The following is a 19,551-nucleotide window of genomic DNA, read 5'->3' as shown; positions in this document are numbered from 1 at the left end:
CCGACGCGGTCAGTCCGGCTGGAGCAACAGCGTCGCCACGCGTCGACGCAGTTCATCCACGACGAACGGCTTGGTCAACACTTCCATGCCATGTTCGATATGACCGTGGTTCAGCACGGCGTTTTCCGCATAGCCGGTAACGAACAGGATTTTCAGATCAGGTCGTGACACCCGCGCCGCATCGGCGACCTGACGCCCGTTGAGGCCACCGGGAAGACCGACGTCAGTAACCAGCAAGTCGATCCTCGCACCCGATTCGATGATCTTGAGGCCTGATGGGCCGTCCCCTGCTTCCAGACAGGCATAACCCATATCGCTGAGCGCATCGACCATCAACATCCGCACGGTGGGTTCATCGTCGATCACCAGTATCGTTTCGCCCGCGTCGGCATCCTTTACGCCATCCAGTAACTGTGGCGCGTCCTCCTCCTCTTCCCCCCGATGGCGCGGCAGGTAGATGCACACCATCGTGCCATCGCCGATTTCGGAATATATCCGCACATGGCCATGGCTCTGCCGCGCAAAACCATAGACCATCGACAGGCCAAGGCCTGTCCCTTCGCCCATCGGCTTGGTCGTGAAAAACGGGTCGAACACCCGGTCGATTATCGCCTTGTCGATGCCGGTGCCAGTGTCACTCACGCATACGGTCACATATTGGCCAGCCGAAAGCCCCTGTTCGCGCGCAATCCGGTCGTCCAACCAGCGATTGGCGGTTTCGATGGTGATCGTGCCACCATCGGGCATTGCGTCCCGCGCATTGATGCACAGGTTCAGCAGCGCATTTTCCAGCTGATTTACATCGACCAGCACGGGCCACAGGCCTCCCGCCTCCACCGTCTGCACGTCGATCTGCGGCCCCACAGTGCGTCGCACCAGTTCGCTAAGGTCCGCAAACAGCCGATTGATGACAATCGGTTTGGGCGACAGCGTCTGGCGGCGGGAAAAGGCGAGCAGTCGGTGCGTGAGCGCAGCGGCGCGGCGGGTGGCCCCCTGTCCGGCCGACAGATAACGTTCGACGTCCCCCGATCGCCCTTGCGCCAGCCGCAGGGCGATCATTTCGAACGCACCGGAAATGCCCGCCAGCAGGTTATTGAAGTCATGGGCCAGGCCGCCGGTCAGTTGGCCCACCGCCTCCATCTTCTGCGCCTGACGCAGGGCTGCCTGCGTTTCCTCCTGCTCGCTTAGCGCCTGCGCGATGCGTGCTTCCAATGTCTCGTTGAGCTGCAACAGCGCCTTTTCCGCATTGATGCGGTCAGTCACATCCTTGAAATGAACGGCGACCTGGCGATCCTCGAACGTCCCGACGCGGAAGGAGGATACCTCCAGATAGCGGCTGGTCGCCACCAGTTCGCGCTGAAATCGGATAGGCTCACCAGTGCGCAGAACGCTGCCATAGAGTTCGACCCAGCCATCGGCTTCGTCAGGCACCATTTCGCGCACCTTTTGACCAACGACATCGGGGATACCCGTGTTACGCGCATAGCCATCATTCGCTTCGACATGAATGTAATCACTAAGCGGTCCGTGGGGGCCATCCAGAAATTCGATGATGCAGAAACCGTCGTCCATCGCTTCGAAAAAAGCGCGATACCGTTCGGCGCCCCCGGTTAGACCCTGCATTGTCGCATCGACTCCAGTTGCGCTGCGTCGGCGCCAGGCAATTGATCAAAGTCACCCGAGAACGTGTGAAGGGACAAGAGTTTCCCTGCGTGCCTATTCGATTTGAACGGCTTGCGATTTCCGGTCAATGGCGCGACAGGAACGGGCATGATCGCCCTGCCCATCCACGCTGTCCTGCCCGAATTACTCGCTGCTTTGCGATCCGGCAGCAATGCCGTGCTGGTTGCTCCGCCGGGCGCAGGCAAGACGACGGCAGTCGCGCCCGCGCTGCTGAACGAGCCATGGTGTACGGGACAGGTCTTGCTGTTATCGCCGCGCAGGCTGGCGGCGCGTGCGGCAGCGGAGCGGATCGCCGAAATGATGGGCGAAACGCCGGGCGGCACAGTGGGATATGCCACCCGGATGGACAGCAAACAATCCGCGCGCACGCGCCTATTGGTGCTGACCGAAGGGATTTTCGTCAGACACATCCAGGACGATCCTGAACTGTCGGGCGTATCGGCGGTGCTGTTCGACGAAGTGCATGAGCGCAGCCTGGACAGCGATTTCGGGTTGGCGCTGGCGCTGGATGCGCAAGGCGCGCTGCGGCCGGACCTGCGCATCTTGCCCATGTCGGCGACGCTCGACGGCGCCCGCTTTGCCGCGCTGCTGGATGGTGCGACTGTGATTGAAAGCGAAGGGCGTATCCAGCCGTTAGAGCTACGCCATATCGGCCGCAACACGAAAAAGCGGATCGAGGATGAGATGGCAGCGGCGATCCGTCGCGCGTTGAGCGAGGAGCCAGAGGGCGACCTGCTCGCCTTTCTACCCGGCGTGCGGGAGATCGAGCGCACGGCGGAAAGGATCGATGGCGGCGGATATGATGTGCATATGCTGCACGGATCGCTGGACCCCGGTGCGCAACGCACCGCGATCCGCCCGTCACGCGATGGACGGCGCAAGGTCATATTGGCGACGTCGATCGCCGAAACCAGCCTGACCATCGACGGCGTGCGCATCGTGGTCGATAGTGGGCTGGCCCGGCGTCCCCGCTATGACCGGGCGGCGGGCGTCACCCGGCTGGTAACCGAGCGCGCAAGCCAGGCGGCGGCGACCCAGCGCGCGGGCCGCGCGGCACGGCAACGGCCCGGTGTGGCTTACCGCCTGTGGGAAGCGGCGGCGAACGCGGGGATGCCGCCGTTCGACCCGCCCGAAATGCTGGAAAGCGACCTGTCCAGCCTGCTGCTCGACTGCGCGCTATGGGGCGTGAACGATCCCGCATCCCTGCGCTGGCTCGATCCGCCGCCCGCCGCTGCGGTCAGCGAAGCGCGGGCGCGGCTCACGAGCCTGGACGCGCTGGATACCGATGGACGCATCACGCCACATGGGAAGGTGCTGGCGACTTTGCCGCTCTCTCCGCGCATCGCCCATATGCTGGTGCGCGCGGCGGAGCGCGGCATGGCGCAGACGGCAGCGGAGGTCGCAGTGCTGCTGGGCGAGCGCGGTATCGGCGGACAGGACACCGACCTGACGCTGCGGCTGCAACGCTGGCGACGGGAAAGCGGCAAGCGGGCCGATGCCGGGCGGGCGATGGCGAAGCGGTGGGCGAGATTGGTCGGCGGGGCGCAAGATTTGCGGAGCGGGCAGGATGCAGGGCTGTGCCTGGCGCTGGCTTTCCCCGACCGGGTTGCCAAACGGCGATCGGCCGATGGCGCGGACTGGGCAAGTGTCGGCGGGCGCGGGTTCCGGCTCGATCCCCTGTCACCGCTGGCGCGCGAAGAATGGCTGGCGGTCGGCGAAGTTCAGGGAAGCGCGGCAGGCGCGCGCATCCTGTCCGCCGCACCGATCAGCGAGGCGAACGTGCTGGTATTATTTGGCGACCATATCGTTGAGCAGCGCAGCGTGCGCTTTCGCCCCGCCAATGGCGGTATCGAAGCCTTGCGGGAGCGACGGCTGGGCGCGTTGCGCCTGTCGTCCGGCTCCGACGACCGGCCCGATCCCGATGCCATAGTTGCGGCATTGACTGATGGCGTCAGGCAGGGTGGAATCGATCTGCTGCCCTGGTCCGACGGCGCACGGTCTTTGCGGATGCGCGCTGGCTTTGCCGCGATGGAAATGGTGTCCGACGCGGCGTTGATCGACAGCCTGGACGAATGGCTGCCGCCGCTGTTGCAGGGCAAGCGTCGCTTGTCAGACATCGACCGTTCGCACCTGTCGGCGGTCCTGGAAGGACTGATCGGCTGGGACGGCAAGCAGCGGCTCGACCGCCTGGCCCCACCGGAGTTCCGATCGCCGGCCGGCAGCAGCCATGCGATCGATTATGCAGCCGAGGGCGGACCACGCGTGGAATTGCGGGTGCAGGCGCTGTTCGGGCTGGCCGAACATCCAGTCGTTGGCAGCGCGCACATTCCGCTGGTCCTTTCTCTCACCTCTCCTGCCGGTCGCCCCATTCAGACGACCCGCGACCTGCCGGGATTCTGGTCAGGCAGTTGGACCGCAGTCGCCAAAGAGATGCGCGGCCGCTATCCGCGCCATCCCTGGCCCGACGATCCCGTCGGATCAGACGCTACATTGCGGACCAAACGCGCCGATGCACGTCATGGTGATCGCACCAAGTCTTGACTTCGCAACCGCCGCTGGTGCAACGCAGCATGACGATTTACCGGAGTTCCAACGCGATGAGCGCGCGCATTTATCAAGTTCAGAAAAACGCCCTCCAGTCCGGCAAGGCGCTGACCCATAAATGGGTGCTGGAACATGCGCCCGCAGAAGCCAAGCAGGCCGATCCGCTGACCGGTTGGGCGGGGTCCGGCGATACCCGCCAGCAGGTGAAGCTCAACTTCCCTTCCGAAGCGGCGGCAAAGGCCTATGCAGAAAAGCAGGGCATTGCCTACACCGTCATCGCGACCCCGCCCAAGACACTGAAATTACAGGCCTACGCCGACAATTTTCGTTAAGCGCGGATTGGCCTCGTGCGATTTCGGGCGGGATGCTGCCCGATTGCCGCCTTATTCCCTTGCCAAGAGGCGGGCCGAGGCGGCAAAAGCCGTGTTTTGACGGGAAGAAACTAACCAGAATGACGGATCGCAGCGACATTTTCGATAGCGTGACAGCGCAGATCGCGCCCTTCAACAAAAAGGGCGTCGCGCTGACCGAAAGCACCAGCTTTGCAGGCGACCTGGAGTGGGATAGCCTGACCGTGATGGACTTCGTCGCGGCGATCGAAGATGAATTCGACATTTTGATCACTATGAACATGCAGGCCGAAATCGAAACCGTTGGCCAGTTGGTGGACGCGGTCGAGAAGCTGAAAGCCTGAACCAAAGATAGTCCGTTCGTCCTGAAACGCCGATGAGCCAAGTGACCCGGCAGTTATACGGATATGGGATGCGATCGGCGTTTTGACACAGGCCGCTCACAGCGAACGGTTATAGGAAAGCAACGATGACCCAAGCCGCAGAAACCGCAAACGACGCCCACAGCCCTGCCGAGGTGCCGGACGCACGCGATCTTTTTTCCAAGTTCGACGCGCTGATCGCAGAACGCGAAGCCCTGATGGCCACCGGTGTTCGCGACCCCTTTGCGATCGTGATGGACCAGGTGCTGTCCCCCACCCGCGCGATCATCAAGGGCAAGGAAACCATCCTGCTCGGCACCTATAATTATATGGGCATGACGTTCGACCCGGACGTGGTTGCGGCAGGCAAGCAGGCACTGGACGAGTTTGGCGCAGGCACCACCGGCAGCCGCGTGCTCAATGGCACCTATCAGGGCCATCGCGAAGTCGAGGACGCGCTCAAGGAATTTTACGGCACATCCTCCGCCATGGTCTTTTCGACCGGCTATCAGGCCAATCTGGGCGTCATTTCGACGCTGGCGGGCAAGGGCGACTATGTCGTGCTGGATGCCGACAGCCATGCGTCCATCTATGACGGTTGTTTCCTGGGCGATGCCGACATCGTGCGCTTCCGCCACAACAGCGTCGAGGATCTGGACAAGCGGCTTGGCCGTTTGCCCGCCGATGCGCTCAAGCTGGTGGTGCTGGAGGGCGTCTATTCGATGCTGGGCGACATTGCCCCCCTCCCTGACATGGTCGCCGCGATCCGCAAGCATCCCAATTGCATGATCCTGGTCGATGAGGCCCACGGCATGGGCTTTTTCGGCGCCAATGGCCGTGGCGTCTATGAAGAACAGGGCGTCGAGAAGGACGTCGATTTCGTGGTCGGCACTTTCTCGAAGTCGGTCGGCACAGTGGGCGGATTTTGCGTATCGAACCATCCCAAGTTCGAGATTCTGCGCCTTGTATGCCGCCCCTATGTCTTCACCGCATCGTTGCCGCCCAGCGTGGTCGCCACTGCGGCAACGAGCATCCGCAAGCTGATGCACGCAGGCGACAAGCGCCAGCGCCTGTGGACCAACAGCAAGCGGCTGCATGGCGGGTTGACCGACCTGGGCTTCAAGCTCGGCACGGCGACGCCGCAATCGGCGATCATCGCGGTCATCCTGAACGATCAGGCGCAGGCGGTCGCCATATGGCAGACGCTGCTGGAATTGGGCCTGTATGTGAACATGGCGCGCCCACCCGCAACACCGGCAGGCACATTCCTGCTGCGCTGTTCGCTGTGCGCGGACCATAGCGAAGAGCAGGTCGAGCAGATTATCGGCATGTTCGAAACGGCAGGCAAGGCGACTGGCGCGATCGGCGCGTAAGGGCAGGTATCGACACGTTCCAAGTGACGGGGTTTCGCGACCATGGCTGTTGAGATACTGTAACGGTCGATGGCAGGGGACGACTATCTTGATGAGGCCGACACGGCATGGCGCGCCGCCGCCCGGCGCTTCATCCCGCTGTTGATCGTCGTGCTGCTGATCGGTTCGCTCGGCGCGCTTTTATATAATGCCAGTGGCGCGGCGCGCGACCATGAGCAGGCGCTCGACGAACAACGCCACAGTTTCGAGATCATGGTGCTGGCGCGCGGGTTCGAGGCGAAGATCGCGCGCGCCGAAGTGACGCTGGCCCGCTATGTCATCAGCCTCGATCCCGACACTGGCCGGTTGTTTCAGGACCAATGGCGATCCGCCGCCAGTCAGTTGAAGGTGTTGACCTACGCCACCCGGTCGACCGGGTGGCAACATGGCAATGTGGAAGCGCTCACCTACGCCTTCATTCAGCGCGGCAAGACCCTGAATGAAATCGGCCTGCGCACCACCTATGACCAGAAAATGTCAGCGCTTGGCCGCTTTCATCAGGCTGGCAGTTCGCAGGATCTACGGCGGATAACCGCCCTGCTCGACATCGTGATCCGCGCTGAAAATGCGCGTTTGCGTGAACGCAGCCGCGCGGTCACGCTGGCGGGGAACCGCACGGAGTTCGTCGGCAAGACATCACGCCTGATCGGCCTGATCATGTTCGTGTGCGTTCTGGTGGCGGCGTGGTTTGCGCAGACCGCCTATGCGGATCGCCGGACCGCCCGTCGCCTGGCCGATATGGAAACCGAACGGGCCGACCGTCTGGACGCTGCGGTGCGGGCGCGCACGGTTGAGCTGAGCGAGGCCTATGAGCGGTTGCAGGAGGAAACGAACGAGCGTGCGGCGGCGGAGGAGCATCTGCGCCAGATGCAGAAAATGGATGCTGTCGGCCAGTTGACGGGTGGCATTGCCCATGATTTCAACAATATGCTGGCCGTCGTCGTCGGCGGTCTGGAACTGGCGAAGCGGCATATCAAAGTGAAGCCGGAAGAAGCAGGTCGCCATCTCGACAATGCGATGGATGGCGCGCACCGGGCATCTGCCCTGACTCGCCGCTTGCTGGCATTTGCACGTTCTGAGCCTTTACTCCCTAGCATGGTCGATCCCAACACACTGCTATCGGGCATGGCCGACCTGATCGACCGCACCATCGGCGACCAGATCAAAGTGAAATTGCGGCATGAGGCGCAGGGCTGGCACATATTTGTCGATCAACATCAGATGGAAAATGCGATCCTCAATCTGTGCGTCAACGCCCGTGACGCCATGGATGGACGAGGCGAGTTGGTCATCAGTTCCGATCAGGTCGTATTGATGGCCGGAGAGATCGGTGAATGTCCAGCAGGCGACTATGTCGTGGTGACGGTGACCGACGATGGATGCGGCATGAGCGGAGACGTGCTGACCCGCGTGTTCGAACCCTTCTTTACCACCAAACCCGTGGGCAAGGGTACGGGACTGGGACTCAGCCAGATTTTCGGCTTCGTACGCCAGTGCGAGGGGGAAATCCGCATCGAATCGGAGCCGGGCAACGGCACCAGCGTCCATATCTACCTGCCTCGACGGATCGCTGCGACAGGTGCCGGACCGGCACCGACGGTGACGGTGGAACGAACGCCCGTCACGCACCCTCCGACCCGCATATTGGTGGTGGAGGATGATCCGCGTGTCCTGAAGCAGACGATGGCGGCGCTGGCAGAACTGGGCCACTTACCGATCGCCTGCGATCATCCATCCAAGGCGGCGAGACTATTGGACCATAATGACGACATTGGTCTGATCGTCAGCGACGTGTTGATGCCCGACATGACTGGCCCTGAAATGGTGCGCGCACTGGCCGCCACCCACGGTCACCTGCCTGTCCTGTTCGTCACCGGCTACGCGGGGGACGCGACGCAGAGCATCGATTTCGCAGGGCATGAAGTGCTGCGCAAACCCTATACGCTTCTGGCGCTGGGCAACGCCCTGTCATCGGCGCTCACCGAATCGCACCACCCAGGAACAGCCGCGGCAGCAGAGTGATCGCGCCCAGCAGGGGCCAGCGCCTCTGCCATGGCTTGATCGTGATGGCCGTCCCGGCGTGCCGGTTGATCTTCCATGCCAGATAGTCGATCCCGCCCGCATAAGTGAAACTGGCCTTTGCCAGACGGACGACGGACAGCCATTTGCCCCGCCTTTGGAGTGCGCGCCAGCGACCCAATGCGTTGGTCGGCGACGGCGGCAATCCGTCGGCCAATGCGGCTTGGCCAAAGCGGCGGTAGCGATCGGGGTCGGCATCCACTATCGACAGCGATCGGCCCGTCCGCTCCGCCCGCAATTCAGCATCGTAGGTCAGGGTAAAGCCGGTTCGCCACAGCGCAACGACATCTCCCTCTCCCTCTGCCATCGGACGTGCAAGCGACAGCAGCGTCGGCGTGGCGCTGGCAACGGCGGCAATGGCGCGTTGCCAGGCGAGATCGTCCGCTGCCCAGAGCAGGCGCGAAGGCTGCGCAAAACGCGCCCAGACCGAAACATTGTCCGCTGCCGTGCTGGTCAGCCGGGCAAAGTCGGCTTCCGATAGCACCGCATATTTGGCGATCAGCCCCTGATGCGCGAATGGAAAAACGTTGGGCGGGATGGCGGCGTTCGCGCGAGCGAGCCAGCTATTTCCATATGCAGCACCATAGTCAGACACGATCAGGTAGAAGTCCAGCATCAGGCCGTCGAGATTGGCTTCCCGCAGGCAGGAACCATAAAAGAGAACGGCACGGGCGGCTTGCGGGTATTGGGCGGCAAGCGCGCCGGCCATGGCGGCGGCGCGCGGATCGGCGGGTGCGGTCAGTTCTGCGGTGACAAGGGGCAAGAGTTGGCTGGACATAGGATCACTATAGGGTTGCCCATCGGCTTTCGCAGGAGCGCCCCGGTCTTTCAATCCCGGCGACGCAGGAGAAGGGAGAGATTATGCGCAGGCATGTCGATCAGGCGATCGAGTATCAGCCCATGCGCCACGGCGGCAGCCTCGACCGCCTCTACCGACCGCAAACCCCACCGTGCATCGCGGGCCTTGAGCGAGGCGTCGAACATTTGGTTGCTGGGGGCGGTGTCCACGCCCGCGCGGACAAAGGGACCATAGAGATAGAGCAAACCGCCGAGTGGTAGCGCCGCACCCGCTCTGGCCAACAGGCCTAAGGTCGCTTCCCATGGGCTGATATGCACCATGTTAATGCACAGGATGGCGGATGCCTGTTGCATCGGCCACGACTGGCCCGCGTCAAGCAGAAGCGCTGAACGCAGGTTGGGCAGGTCAACCTCAGCGCGCCATGCCTCGATAGACGCCAGCGCCGCAGGGTCGGGATCAGTCGGTTGCCAATCCAGCGCAGGCAAAGCGGCGGCAAAGTGGACGGCATGTTCGCCGCTGCCGCTCGCTACCTCCAGCACCAGACCAGATGCGGGCAATTCATCCCGCAGGATCGCAAGGATGGCGTCGCGGTTGCGCAGCGTCGCAGGGGCATGGCGCTTGCCCGCGATCGCTGGGCCGGAGCCTGGCTGCCAAGGCTCCGGCCCGTCGGTCATTCGGCGGCCTGCGCCAGGTCCGGTTCGCTCCACGTCAGCACTGGCTTGCGCGCAGCCAGCGTTTCGTCGAGGCGGCGGCGCGGGGCGTGATAGGGCGCGCCCTTCAATGCCTCGTCTCCAGCCTTGGCGCGCTGCGCCAGGCTGCGCAGCGCCATGATGAACTGATCCAGCGCCGCCTTGCTTTCAGTCTCTGTGGGTTCGATCAGCATCGCACCATGGACGACCAGTGGGAAATACATGGTCATCGGGTGGAAGCCTTCGTCGATCAGTCCCTTGGCGATGTCGAGCGTGGTGAAGCCTTCGGCCAGTCCCTTGTCGCTGAACAGCGCCTCATGCATACATGGGCCACTGCCGCCAAACGGCGCGTCCAGCACATCGTCCAGACTGCGCAGGATATAGTTGGCGTTGAGGACCGCATCCTCCGCAACCTGACGCAAGCCGTCCGCGCCATGGCTGAGGATATAGGCCAGCGCGCGGGTGAACATGCCCATCTGGCCGTGGAAGGCGACCATGCGGCCGAATGTACCGGCATGATGTTCGCCCGCAGTCTCTTCCTCGACCAGCACGAACAGGTCGCCCTGCTTTTCGACAAAGGGCAAGGGGGCGAAGGGGGTGAGCGCTTCGCTGAGCACCACCGGGCCGGAACCCGGACCGCCGCCGCCATGGGGGGTGGAGAAGGTCTTATGCAAATTGATGTGCATCGCGTCGATGCCCAGATCACCGGGCCGCACGCGACCGACGATCGCGTTGAAGTTCGCGCCGTCGCAATAGACGAAGGCGCCGACGGCATGGACCGCATCGGAAATCACCTTCATGTCGCGTTCGAACAGGCCGCAGGTGTTGGGGTTGGTGATCATCACCCCCGCGACGTCCGGGCCAAGCCGACGCTTGAGCGCTTCCAGATCGACGCGGCCTTCTGGCGTGGCGGGGATATCCTCCACCTTGTATCCGCAAAAGGCGGCGGTTGCGGGATTGGTGCCGTGCGCGCTTTCGGGGACCAGGATGACGCTGCGGGCGTCGCCGCGTGCTTCCAATGCTGCACGGATCGCCAGAAGGCCGCAGAGTTCGCCATGGGCGCCAGCCTTGGGACTCATCGCGACGGAATGCATGCCTGTCAGCGTCACCAGCCAACCAGCCAGTTCATGTATGACGGCGAGCGCACCCTGCACCGTCGATTGGGGGCTAAGCGGATGAATGTCGGCAAAGCCGGGCATCCGCGCGACCTTTTCATTCAGACGGGGATTATGCTTCATCGTGCAGCTACCAAGCGGAAACAGGCCAAGGTCGATGGCATAATTCTGGCGGCTGAGGCGCGTATAGTGACGCACCGTTTCCTGTTCGGACAAGCCCGGCAGGCCGATGGAATCCGTGCGTGCCAGATTGCCCAGACGGCTGGCGACCTGCGGCGCTGGCGCGAAATCGACGCCGGTGGTGGCGGTCGATCCGATCTCGAAGATCAGCGCTTCTTCCAGCATCAGCGCGCGGTTGCCGGTGGCCGTCGTGGGGGACATATGGGCTTCGTTGACAGGGACCGGCGTCGGTGCGGTGGGGCGGCCCTCCTTGAGCATGCTCATGCCAGTTCCTCCTCAAGCGCCTTGGCCAATGTTTCGATATCCTCCGCCGTGACCGTTTCGGTCACCGCCACGACAAGGCCGTGGCCGATCTGCGGCGCGTGGGGGAACAGGCGGCCGAGCGAGACGCCGCCAAGAATATTCTTATCCGCCAGGGTGCGCACGACGTCGCGCGCGTCCTTGTTCAGGATCAACGTAAATTCGTTGAAGAAGCTGTCATTGAGTATCGTGACGCCGGGCACCTTGGCCAGGCGATCAGCGGCCTGCACGGCCAGCGCATGGTTGAGCGTTGCCATTTCACGCAGGCCAGCTTCACCCAGCAGGGTCATGTGAATACTGAATGCCAGCGCACAAAGCCCTGAATTGGTGCAGATGTTCGACGTCGCCTTTTCCCGGCGGATATGCTGTTCGCGGGTCGAGAGCGTCAGCACGAAGCCGCGCTTGCCTGCTGCATCCACCGTTTCGCCACACAGGCGACCGGGCATCTGGCGGACATATTTCTGTTTGCACGCGAACAGGCCGAGATAGGGTCCGCCAAACTGAAGGCCCACGCCAATCGATTGGCCTTCGCCCACGACGATGTCCGCGCCCATCGCGCCGGGCGCCTTGATCGCGCCCAGCGCCACTGGTTCGGTGACGACCGCGACCAGCAATGCGCCAGCGGCATGGGCCGCGTCGGCCAGTGGGGTCAAATCGGCAATGCGGCCCAATATGTCGGGATATTGGACGACGACGCAGCTGGTGTCCTTGTCAATCCCGGCGATCAGAGCATCAATGTCGGTGGTGGCTTCCAGAGTCGGCGCATCGTGCAACAGCGTGTCGCCGGTGAACTTCGCCATGGTGTCAGCAACGGAGACGTAATGGGGATGCAGGCCTGACGACAGGATCGCCTTGCCACGCTTGGTGATGCGGCGGGCCATGACGATCGCTTCCCAGCAGGCGGTCGATCCGTCGTACATGGATGCGTTGGCGACGTCGCAACCCAACAGGCGTGCGACCTGCGTCTGAAATTCGAACAACACCTGCAATGTGCCCTGCGCGATTTCGGGCTGATAGGGGGTATAGGCCGTGAGGAACTCGCCGCGCTGGATCAGATGATCGACGCTGGCCGGAACATGGTGCTTGTATGCGCCAGCACCCAGGAAAAAGGGCGCCTCCCCTGCCGACAGATTCTGGCGGGCCAAAGCGGCCATATGGCGTTCGACCGCTAGCTCGCTCGCATGATCGGGCAAACCGGGGATCGTGCCGGAAAGCCGCGCCTGCGCGGGCACATCCACGAACAGATCGTCGATACTGTTCGCGCCGATGACGGCGAGCATGTCCTGCCGATCGGTGTCAGTTAGGGGTAGGTAGCGCATGTTCCAAAACTCCCCCCTCCCTTAAAAAGGGAGGGACTTATATGCTGCTTAGAGGCCCGCGACGAAGGTCTTGTAGGCGGCTTCGTTCATCAGGCCCTCCAGCTCGCTGGCGTCGGTGATGCGCAGCTTGAAGAACCAGCCGTCCTCTTCCGCATCGCTGTTCACCAGCGCAGGCTCGTCTTCGAGCGCACCGTTGGATTCGACCACTTCGCCGGAAATCGGCGCGTAGACGTCCGACGCGGCCTTGACCGATTCAACGACGGCGGCGTCATCGCCCTTGTCGAAGGTTGCGCCTTCGGCAGGCAGTTCGACGAACACGATGTCGCCTAGTTGTTCCTGCGCATAATCAGTGATGCCGACCGTGGCGATTTCGCCCTCGACGTCGATCCATTCATGTTCGTCGGTGAAATAACGGCTCATGGATTGCCTCCCTTCGGAAAAAAGATGTCAGGCCTTGCGGCGATAGCGATGCGGAACGAACGGCATGGGCGCGACCACAGCGGCGATGCGCTTGCCACGCACTTCGATCTCCAGCGCTGTGTCGAGCGCGGCATGCGGCAGGCTGACCCAGCCCATGGCGATCGGCGCGCCGACGCTGGGCGCGAAACCGCCGGACGTCACTTCGCCTACCAGCACATCGCCAGCATAGATCGATGCGCCTTCTCGCGCAGGCAGGCGGCCTTCGATCTTGAGGCCGACGCGCTTGGTGCCGGGACCATCGGCCAATTCCTTGACGATGCGCCCATGTCCGATGAAACCGCCTTCCTCACGACGCCGCTTCTGGATGGCAAAGCCAAGGTCCGCGCCGATCGTGCTGACAGCAGGCGTCAGGTCATGACCGTAGAGCGGCAGCCCAGCCTCCAGACGCAGCGAATCGCGTGCGCCAAGGCCGATCGGCTTGACCTGTGGCAGGGCGCACAGTGCTTGGGTCAGCGATTCCACCGCATCGGCAGGCACGCTGATTTCGAAGCCGTCTTCGCCGGTATATCCCGAACGGCTGATCCAAAGAGCTATGTCGTTCCAGATGAAGGGACCAGATTGCATGAACAGCAAGTCGGCAGTCGCGGGAAGCAGGCTGGCCAGCACGTCGCCTGCTTCCGGCCCTTGCAGCGCCAGCAGCGCTTGGTCGGCCATATGGTTCATGACGATGTCATCGGGCAGATGTTCGATCATCCAGCCCATGTCGTCATATTTGGTCGCGCCGTTGACGACCATATATATGGCCGCGCCGTCGAACGCGCCATCGCCGGGGCGCGAGACCATCAGGTCGTCGAGAATGCCGCCATCCTGATCGAGCAACATCGAATAACGCTGGCGAAAGTGCTTCAATCCCTTGATATCGCTGGGCAGGAGGAGTTCAAGCGCTTCGTCCACCTGGGCGCCGCCAACTTCGTCCGAGAAAGTGATCTGGCCCATATGGCTGACGTCGAACAGGCCCGCATGCTCACGGGTCCAGCTATGCTCGGCCATGATGCCTTCATATTGGATCGGCATGTGATAGCCCGCGAAGCCCACCATGCGCGCGCCCTGCGCACGATGCCATGCGTCAAGCGGCAGCGCCTCCAACGGGCGTTCTTCTTCGATGAGAGCGATATCGTCCTTGCCGGTCATGCGCGGCCTTTCCGTAAATTGAGGCGTGGCGACAGGACGAAATAGCCCTGAACGGACCTTTCGCATTGCCACCCCCTCTGTCACGGAACCTGAGAGCTTTCACCAGCAACCTTGCGGCCGCATGGCTTACCCCTTCGGTGGGACGGCATTATCCGTCCGCTTTCCAGAGTGCCTGCGCGCGATGCGGTCCTTTGGCCTGAGAGATTCCGGGGCGGTTGCTCCTTCGGCGACGGGCCTGGCCTGAAAGGCCGCCCATGCTCTCCCGCATCGTGCCCGACAACGAATCCTCGTCGCCGGAGACCCCCGTGCATTGCGGCAAATGCACGGGCGCGTCAATCGGTCGAAAGGGCAGCCAAAGCATCCACACCAAAAATTTCCGCATGGCGATTTTCAGCGTAACGATCGGTCATGCCCGCGATGAAGTCGGCGATGTGGCGGCTGCGCGCCGGTTCGTCCAGCACGCAGGCGTCGCGCCATTCGCCGGGCATCAGGTCGGGGCGGTCCTGATAGGCACGGAAAAGATCGGTGACGATCACCCGCGCGCGGTCCGCCGCCGCCAGCTGTTCGGGATGATGGTAGAGCGTCGCATACATGAAGCGCTTGAGATCCCGTTCCTGCGCGGCAAGGTCGGGCGAGAAGGCAACCAGCGTGCGGCCCAGCGCACGCACGTCCTCGACCGTCTCGACCCGTGATTCCGCGATGTTGGCGCGGGTCGCGGCGATCAGGTCGTTGGCCATCACGCCGATCTGTTCGCGCACAAGTTCGCGCAGCAACCTGTCCTGCGGCACATCGGGATAGCGTGCGCGCACCCGGTCCCAGCATCGCGCGACAAAGGGGACTTCGAGCAGTTGTTCCAGCGTCAGCAACCCGGCGCGCAGCCCGTCGTCAATGTCGTGATTGTCATAGGCGATGTCGTCGGCGATCGCAGCAAGCTGCGCTTCGAGCGACGCATGGCTGGTGAGGTCCAGCGGAAAGAGCGCGTCGAGTTCGCGCATCGCCCAGCTTGGCTTGTCGATCGGGCCATTATGCTTGGCCAGCCCCTCCAGCATTTCCCAGCTCAGGTTCAGTCCGGAAAATAACGGGTAGGGGCTTTCCAGCAGCATCAGCGTGCGCAGCGTGTGGGCGTTGTGGTCAAAGCCGCCATGGCCGTCGAGCGCGGCCTCCAGCGCGTCTTCGCCCGCGTGGCCGAAGGGCGGGTGGCCGATGTCATGGGCCAGACACAGCGCCTCGGTCAGATCCTCGTTCAGGCCCAGCGTGCGCGCCGTTGTGCGGCCGATCTGCGCGACTTCCAGACTGTGGGTCAGGCGGACGCGAAAATGATCGCCGTCGGGCGACACGAAAACCTGCGTCTTGTGGCGCAGGCGGCGAAAGGCGATCGAATGAATGATCCGGTCCCGGTCGCGCTGGAACATGTCGCGCGGACCACGCACCTCTCCGCCCGGTTCGGGATAGAGGCGGCCACGGCTGGCGGCAGGATGGCAGGCATAGGGCGCGAGGATCGTCATAGGACGCCTTCTCTACTCGCCGCCCAGCCGTTCGACCACCTCTCCCGCATCGCTTTTCCATGCAAAGGCGTCACCCCCGCCTGCCTTGATCTTGTCCTCCACCGCCTTGGCGCGCGTGAAGCTGGCAAAAGGACCGACCAGCAGCCGGTTGGTGCGACCCCATGACGCGCTCCAGGCGTCCTGCGCGTTCAGGCTGTCATATTTCTTGCGCAGCCCCTTCATGGTGAAGGCCAGCGCCGACTTGCTGGACCCGACACCGATCTGAAGCCAATTGCGCGATGGGTTGGCGGCCAGTCGCTTCTTCTCCTCGGCCTCCTTCTTCGCCTTGGCATCGGCTTCCGCCTTTGCCTTTGCGACGGCGGCTTTACGCGTCTTCTCGGCTTCGCTTGCCGCCGCGACTTTGCGTTCGGCACGGCGGGCTGCCTGCAAAGCCTGAATTTCGGTGAGGTCTACAGCGGCAACGCTCGACTGGCGTTCGGATGCGGGCACGTCGATGGCGCGGATGATGTCCGCCAGAGTGCGGGTTGCCTGTGGGTCAGGCTGCTGTGTCACAACCGGCGCCGCTGGAACGGACCTGGTGGGTTCGGGCGGCGTCGCGGCCGATGGCGGCGGCGCTGACTGTGCAGGGACATCTGCCTGCGCCAGCGCAGGTGCGGGTTGGCTGGTCGGAGCCGTAGCGCTCCGGGCGGTTGCAACCGAATCGAAGCCCGGTGCGGGTGGCCCCTGCACTGCGCGATCAGGTGCTGTCGCCTGTCGAACAGGCTGTGTGGGGGAAGGCGTTGGCGTGGGTATAGGCTGAACCGTCTGAACCGGGGCAGCGACTTGCCGAGTCGGCGTGGGGGCAGGTGTCGGAACCGGAGGCAGTGTCTGTGCCGGGACCGACTTCGCTGGCTGCATGGGAGCAGGCGCGGGCGTCGTCATTGGTGTCGAGCGCTTCGCGTCCGCTCTGGCAAGGCGCGTGGCGTCGCGTTGCTGGCGCTGTTCCTCTGCGCGGCGGGCACGGCGGTCGCTCGCTGTTTCGCGACGGGTCGGAGCCTTGGCAGGTGCGGCGGCGACCACGGTCGGCGGAGTACGCGCCATAGCAGGCGCGCCGGATTCGGGTGCCAAGGGCGTCGGAATGACCGCTGCAATGGTCGTGCCTACCTGCGCCGGGAAATGGCCGAAATGCACCGCCGCCGCCTTTTGCGCCGGGGTCAGATAGGGCATTTTCTGCATGTAGGGCGTAATCGCGGCCGCCAGTTGCGCGGGCATAGTTTGCAACGCGATTTTCTGTGCATCCGCCTGTCGGTTGTTCATTGCCAGAATGAAGGCGCGATATCGCCAGGCGGCACGGTCGCTTTTGAAGAAAAGGGGTTGCATGACGCGATCGGACGCTTCGACATGCCCGGATATGCCCAGCGATGCCGCGTAACGGCGAATTGTTTCCGCGTCATCCGGCGTGCGTTGCAATGCCGCCTGATAATCCTTTTGTGCGCCAGCCTGATCCCCGGTCATATCGCGGGCAAGTCCACGGTCAGCCAGGATCGTGGCTTCTGGATAACGCAGCCGGGTCGCCTGATCGAACAGGATCAGGGATTGGGCAGGGTTCTGCAATTTTAGCATGACGCGACCAAGCCCGGCCTTGATGCGGCCATTGCTGTTTTCGATGGCATCGGCCCGTGCGTAGAAACCAGCGGCAGCGCGTGGATCATCGAGCGCCAGCGCCGCTTCCCCTGCCCCTATCAGGGCGGACACATCCCGCGGATTGGAGGCCAGCCGGGCGAGATTGCTGTTGAGATCGGCGGCACCGAGCGGACGCACCAATTGGGACTGGTCCGTTTGTGCTTGCGCAATGGATGAGAGGGCCATGCCACAAAAAAGCCAGGGGAAAATATGTTTCACAGTGGCGCCTTACAAGGATTTCCCGCTCGGCCGCACTCCCCGCCGCTCGTAGAATCGCGTTAAAATTAAACTGCCTTCATGGTCGAGCCGGATTTAACCGAACATCGCCTGAATAGGAAATTGCCAGAACGAAAAAGCGCGCCGGGTCGCCTTACAGGACCGACGGCGCGCTTTTAAAAGTACGATGCGTCAAGGACGCGCCGCGTCTTTACTGATTATTCTGCCGATTGAGAAAACGCGGAATGTCGAGGCCGCCATTTCCTTCCTCGGCTGCGCCCGGTGCTTTTTCCGATCCGCGTGTCAGGCCCGCCATGCGTTCGAACAGCGTTCCTCCAGTTGCAACGCGTGGCGCAGGCTGCGCGGCGGCTGGAGCGGGAGGCGTTTCGGCACTGTCAGCACCCAACACCAGTTCGTCTTCCGAATCTTCATCCGAAAACACTGCAGCCGGGCGCGACGCAGCGACGGGGGTCGGCGCCGGTGTGGCGGGAGGAGCGAAGGATACCGGGGCCGGTGCTTCGGGCACGTCGAGTTCAAGCGCTTCGGGTTCCGGCGCAGGCTGCTGCGCTGCCACGGGCGCAGCAGCGGCACGTGTTGCGCTGGACGAGTTTGATTGAGGCACTGAAACAGCCGGACGGCTGGCGAAGCTGAACGGCTGGGTCAGCGGCGCAGCGTGGTTGCCGATTTCATTGTCGATGCCGGTAGCGACCACCGATACGCGAATCTTGCCGTTCAGATTGTCGTTGAACGCGCTGCCCCAGATGATGTTCGCATCTGGATCCACCAATTCGCGAATGTGATTGGCGGCTTCGTCGACTTCCATGAGCCGCATGTCTTCACCGCCGACAATCGAGACGATAACGCCCTTTGCGCCGCGCATCGATACACCGTCGAGCAGCGGATTGGCGATGGCCTTTTCTGCCGCCTGAAGCGCGCGACCGTCGCCCTCTGCTTCGCCGGTGCCCATCATCGCCTTGCCCATTTCACCCATCACGGACCGCACGTCGGCGAAATCCAGGTTGATGAGGCCAGGCATCACCATCAAGTCGGTGATGCCGCGCACCCCCTGCTGCAACACTTCGTCCGCCATCTGGAACGCTTCTTTGAAGGTCGTGTTCGGATTGGCGATCAGGAACAGATTCTGGTTTGGAATGACGATCAGCGTATCGACATGCTTTTGCAGTTCGTCGATGCCCGATTCCGCCGACTTCATGCGGCGATTGCCTTCAAACGTGAATGGCTTGGTCACGACGCCGACGGTCAGGATGCCCTTGTCGCGCGCGGCCTTTGCAATGACGGGCGCAGCGCCGGTGCCGGTGCCGCCACCCATGCCAGCGGCGATGAAGCACATATGTGCGCCTTCCAGCGCCTGTTCGACCGCCGCGATCGTTTCTTCAGCCGCCGCTTTGCCGATTTCCGGCCGCGACCCTGCGCCAAGGCCTTCGGTTATTTGCGGACCAAGCTGGATGCGCCGTTCGGCGGGCGATGCGTTCAGCGCCTGCGCGTCGGTATTGGCGACGATGAAATCGACGCCCTCGACATGGGCCGCAATCATGTTCGCGATGGCATTGCCGCCCGCACCGCCGACGCCGATGACCGCGATACGCGGCTTCAGTTCGTCCACATGGGGCGGGCTGATCTCAATGCTCATAAATTCTGCTCCCTCAGCTTCCTCGTCAGGAAGCGACAACCGTCACCAAATATTAACACCAGAAAATAGAGTAT

At 63.0% G+C, this 19,551-nt stretch carries 15 protein-coding genes and 1 riboswitch; of the genes, 5 read left to right on the top strand and 10 right to left on the bottom strand.

What is annotated here, in order from left to right; translation table 11 throughout:
- Positions 1-9: 9 nt before the first annotated feature.
- Positions 10-1,623, bottom strand: a complete 1,614-nt coding sequence (locus WA070_RS18285; RefSeq protein WP_422635328.1) for an ATP-binding protein — start codon at positions 1,621-1,623, stop codon at positions 10-12.
- Positions 1,624-1,770: 147 nt separating this feature from the next.
- Here WA070_RS18285 and hrpB point away from each other — a divergent pair, with 147 nt between their 5' ends.
- From hrpB to WA070_RS18260, 5 genes are all read left to right on the top strand, one after another.
- On the top strand, positions 1,771-4,224 hold the full coding sequence (hrpB, locus tag WA070_RS18280) for an ATP-dependent helicase HrpB (protein ID WP_422635327.1): 2,454 nt from the start codon (positions 1,771-1,773) through the stop codon (positions 4,222-4,224).
- Between the two features lie 56 nt (positions 4,225-4,280).
- Positions 4,281-4,559 (top strand): NADH dehydrogenase ubiquinone Fe-S protein 4, encoded by a 279-nt coding sequence (locus tag WA070_RS18275; RefSeq protein ID WP_422635326.1) that lies wholly within the window; start codon positions 4,281-4,283, stop codon positions 4,557-4,559.
- A 119-nt stretch (positions 4,560-4,678) separates the two neighbouring features.
- Positions 4,679-4,921, top strand: a complete 243-nt coding sequence (locus WA070_RS18270; protein WP_422635325.1) for an acyl carrier protein — start codon at positions 4,679-4,681, stop codon at positions 4,919-4,921.
- Between the two features lie 125 nt (positions 4,922-5,046).
- Positions 5,047-6,312 (top strand): serine palmitoyltransferase, encoded by a 1,266-nt coding sequence (spt, locus tag WA070_RS18265; protein ID WP_422635324.1) that lies wholly within the window; start codon positions 5,047-5,049, stop codon positions 6,310-6,312.
- A gap of 69 nt (positions 6,313-6,381) precedes the next feature.
- The gene (locus WA070_RS18260) at positions 6,382-8,373 is read left to right on the top strand and encodes an ATP-binding protein (RefSeq protein ID WP_422635323.1); all 1,992 of its coding nucleotides are present in this window, start codon (positions 6,382-6,384) and stop codon (positions 8,371-8,373) included.
- Here the strand turns inward: WA070_RS18260 and WA070_RS18255 are convergent.
- The 9 genes from WA070_RS18255 to ftsZ form a co-directional block, all read right to left on the bottom strand.
- The gene (locus tag WA070_RS18255) at positions 8,330-9,208 is read right to left on the bottom strand and encodes a hypothetical protein (RefSeq protein WP_422635322.1); all 879 of its coding nucleotides are present in this window, start codon (positions 9,206-9,208) and stop codon (positions 8,330-8,332) included. The two genes, WA070_RS18260 and WA070_RS18255, sit on opposite strands and share 44 nt — an antisense overlap.
- Positions 9,209-9,258: 50 nt before the next feature.
- Positions 9,259-9,903, bottom strand: a complete 645-nt coding sequence (locus tag WA070_RS18250; protein WP_422635321.1) for a DUF938 domain-containing protein — start codon at positions 9,901-9,903, stop codon at positions 9,259-9,261.
- Positions 9,900-11,477 (bottom strand): aminomethyl-transferring glycine dehydrogenase subunit GcvPB, encoded by a 1,578-nt coding sequence (gene gcvPB, locus WA070_RS18245; RefSeq protein WP_422635320.1) that lies wholly within the window; start codon positions 11,475-11,477, stop codon positions 9,900-9,902. The genes WA070_RS18250 and gcvPB overlap by 4 nt, the downstream gene beginning before the upstream one ends.
- Positions 11,474-12,832, bottom strand: a complete 1,359-nt coding sequence (gene gcvPA, locus WA070_RS18240; RefSeq protein ID WP_422635319.1) for an aminomethyl-transferring glycine dehydrogenase subunit GcvPA — start codon at positions 12,830-12,832, stop codon at positions 11,474-11,476. The genes gcvPB and gcvPA overlap by 4 nt, the downstream gene beginning before the upstream one ends.
- Before the next feature lie 48 nt (positions 12,833-12,880).
- Positions 12,881-13,252, bottom strand: coding sequence for a glycine cleavage system protein GcvH (gene gcvH / locus WA070_RS18235; RefSeq protein WP_422635318.1), 372 nt, complete (start codon positions 13,250-13,252; stop codon positions 12,881-12,883).
- A 27-nt stretch (positions 13,253-13,279) separates the two neighbouring features.
- Positions 13,280-14,443, bottom strand: coding sequence for a glycine cleavage system aminomethyltransferase GcvT (gene gcvT, locus WA070_RS18230; protein ID WP_422635317.1), 1,164 nt, complete (start codon positions 14,441-14,443; stop codon positions 13,280-13,282).
- Positions 14,444-14,617: 174 nt separating this feature from the next.
- Positions 14,618-14,718: riboswitch (glycine riboswitch) on the bottom strand.
- A 57-nt stretch (positions 14,719-14,775) separates the two neighbouring features.
- Positions 14,776-15,948 carry a deoxyguanosinetriphosphate triphosphohydrolase gene (locus WA070_RS18225; RefSeq protein WP_422635316.1) on the bottom strand — a complete coding sequence of 391 codons (1,173 nt, stop codon included), beginning with the start codon at positions 15,946-15,948 and terminating at the stop codon, positions 14,776-14,778.
- Between the two features lie 12 nt (positions 15,949-15,960).
- On the bottom strand, positions 15,961-17,796 hold the full coding sequence (locus WA070_RS18220) for an SPOR domain-containing protein (RefSeq protein ID WP_422635315.1): 1,836 nt from the start codon (positions 17,794-17,796) through the stop codon (positions 15,961-15,963).
- A gap of 241 nt (positions 17,797-18,037) precedes the next feature.
- Complete coding sequence (gene ftsZ, locus WA070_RS18215; protein ID WP_422635314.1) at positions 18,038-19,477, bottom strand: cell division protein FtsZ; 1,440 nt, start codon at positions 19,475-19,477, stop codon at positions 18,038-18,040.
- Positions 19,478-19,551 lie beyond the last annotated feature (74 nt).

Origin of the sequence: Sphingobium sp. (assembly GCF_049304695.1) — a bacterium.
Taxonomy (GTDB): domain Bacteria; phylum Pseudomonadota; class Alphaproteobacteria; order Sphingomonadales; family Sphingomonadaceae; genus Sphingobium.
This window is presented reverse-complemented; position numbering and strand designations above follow the sequence as displayed.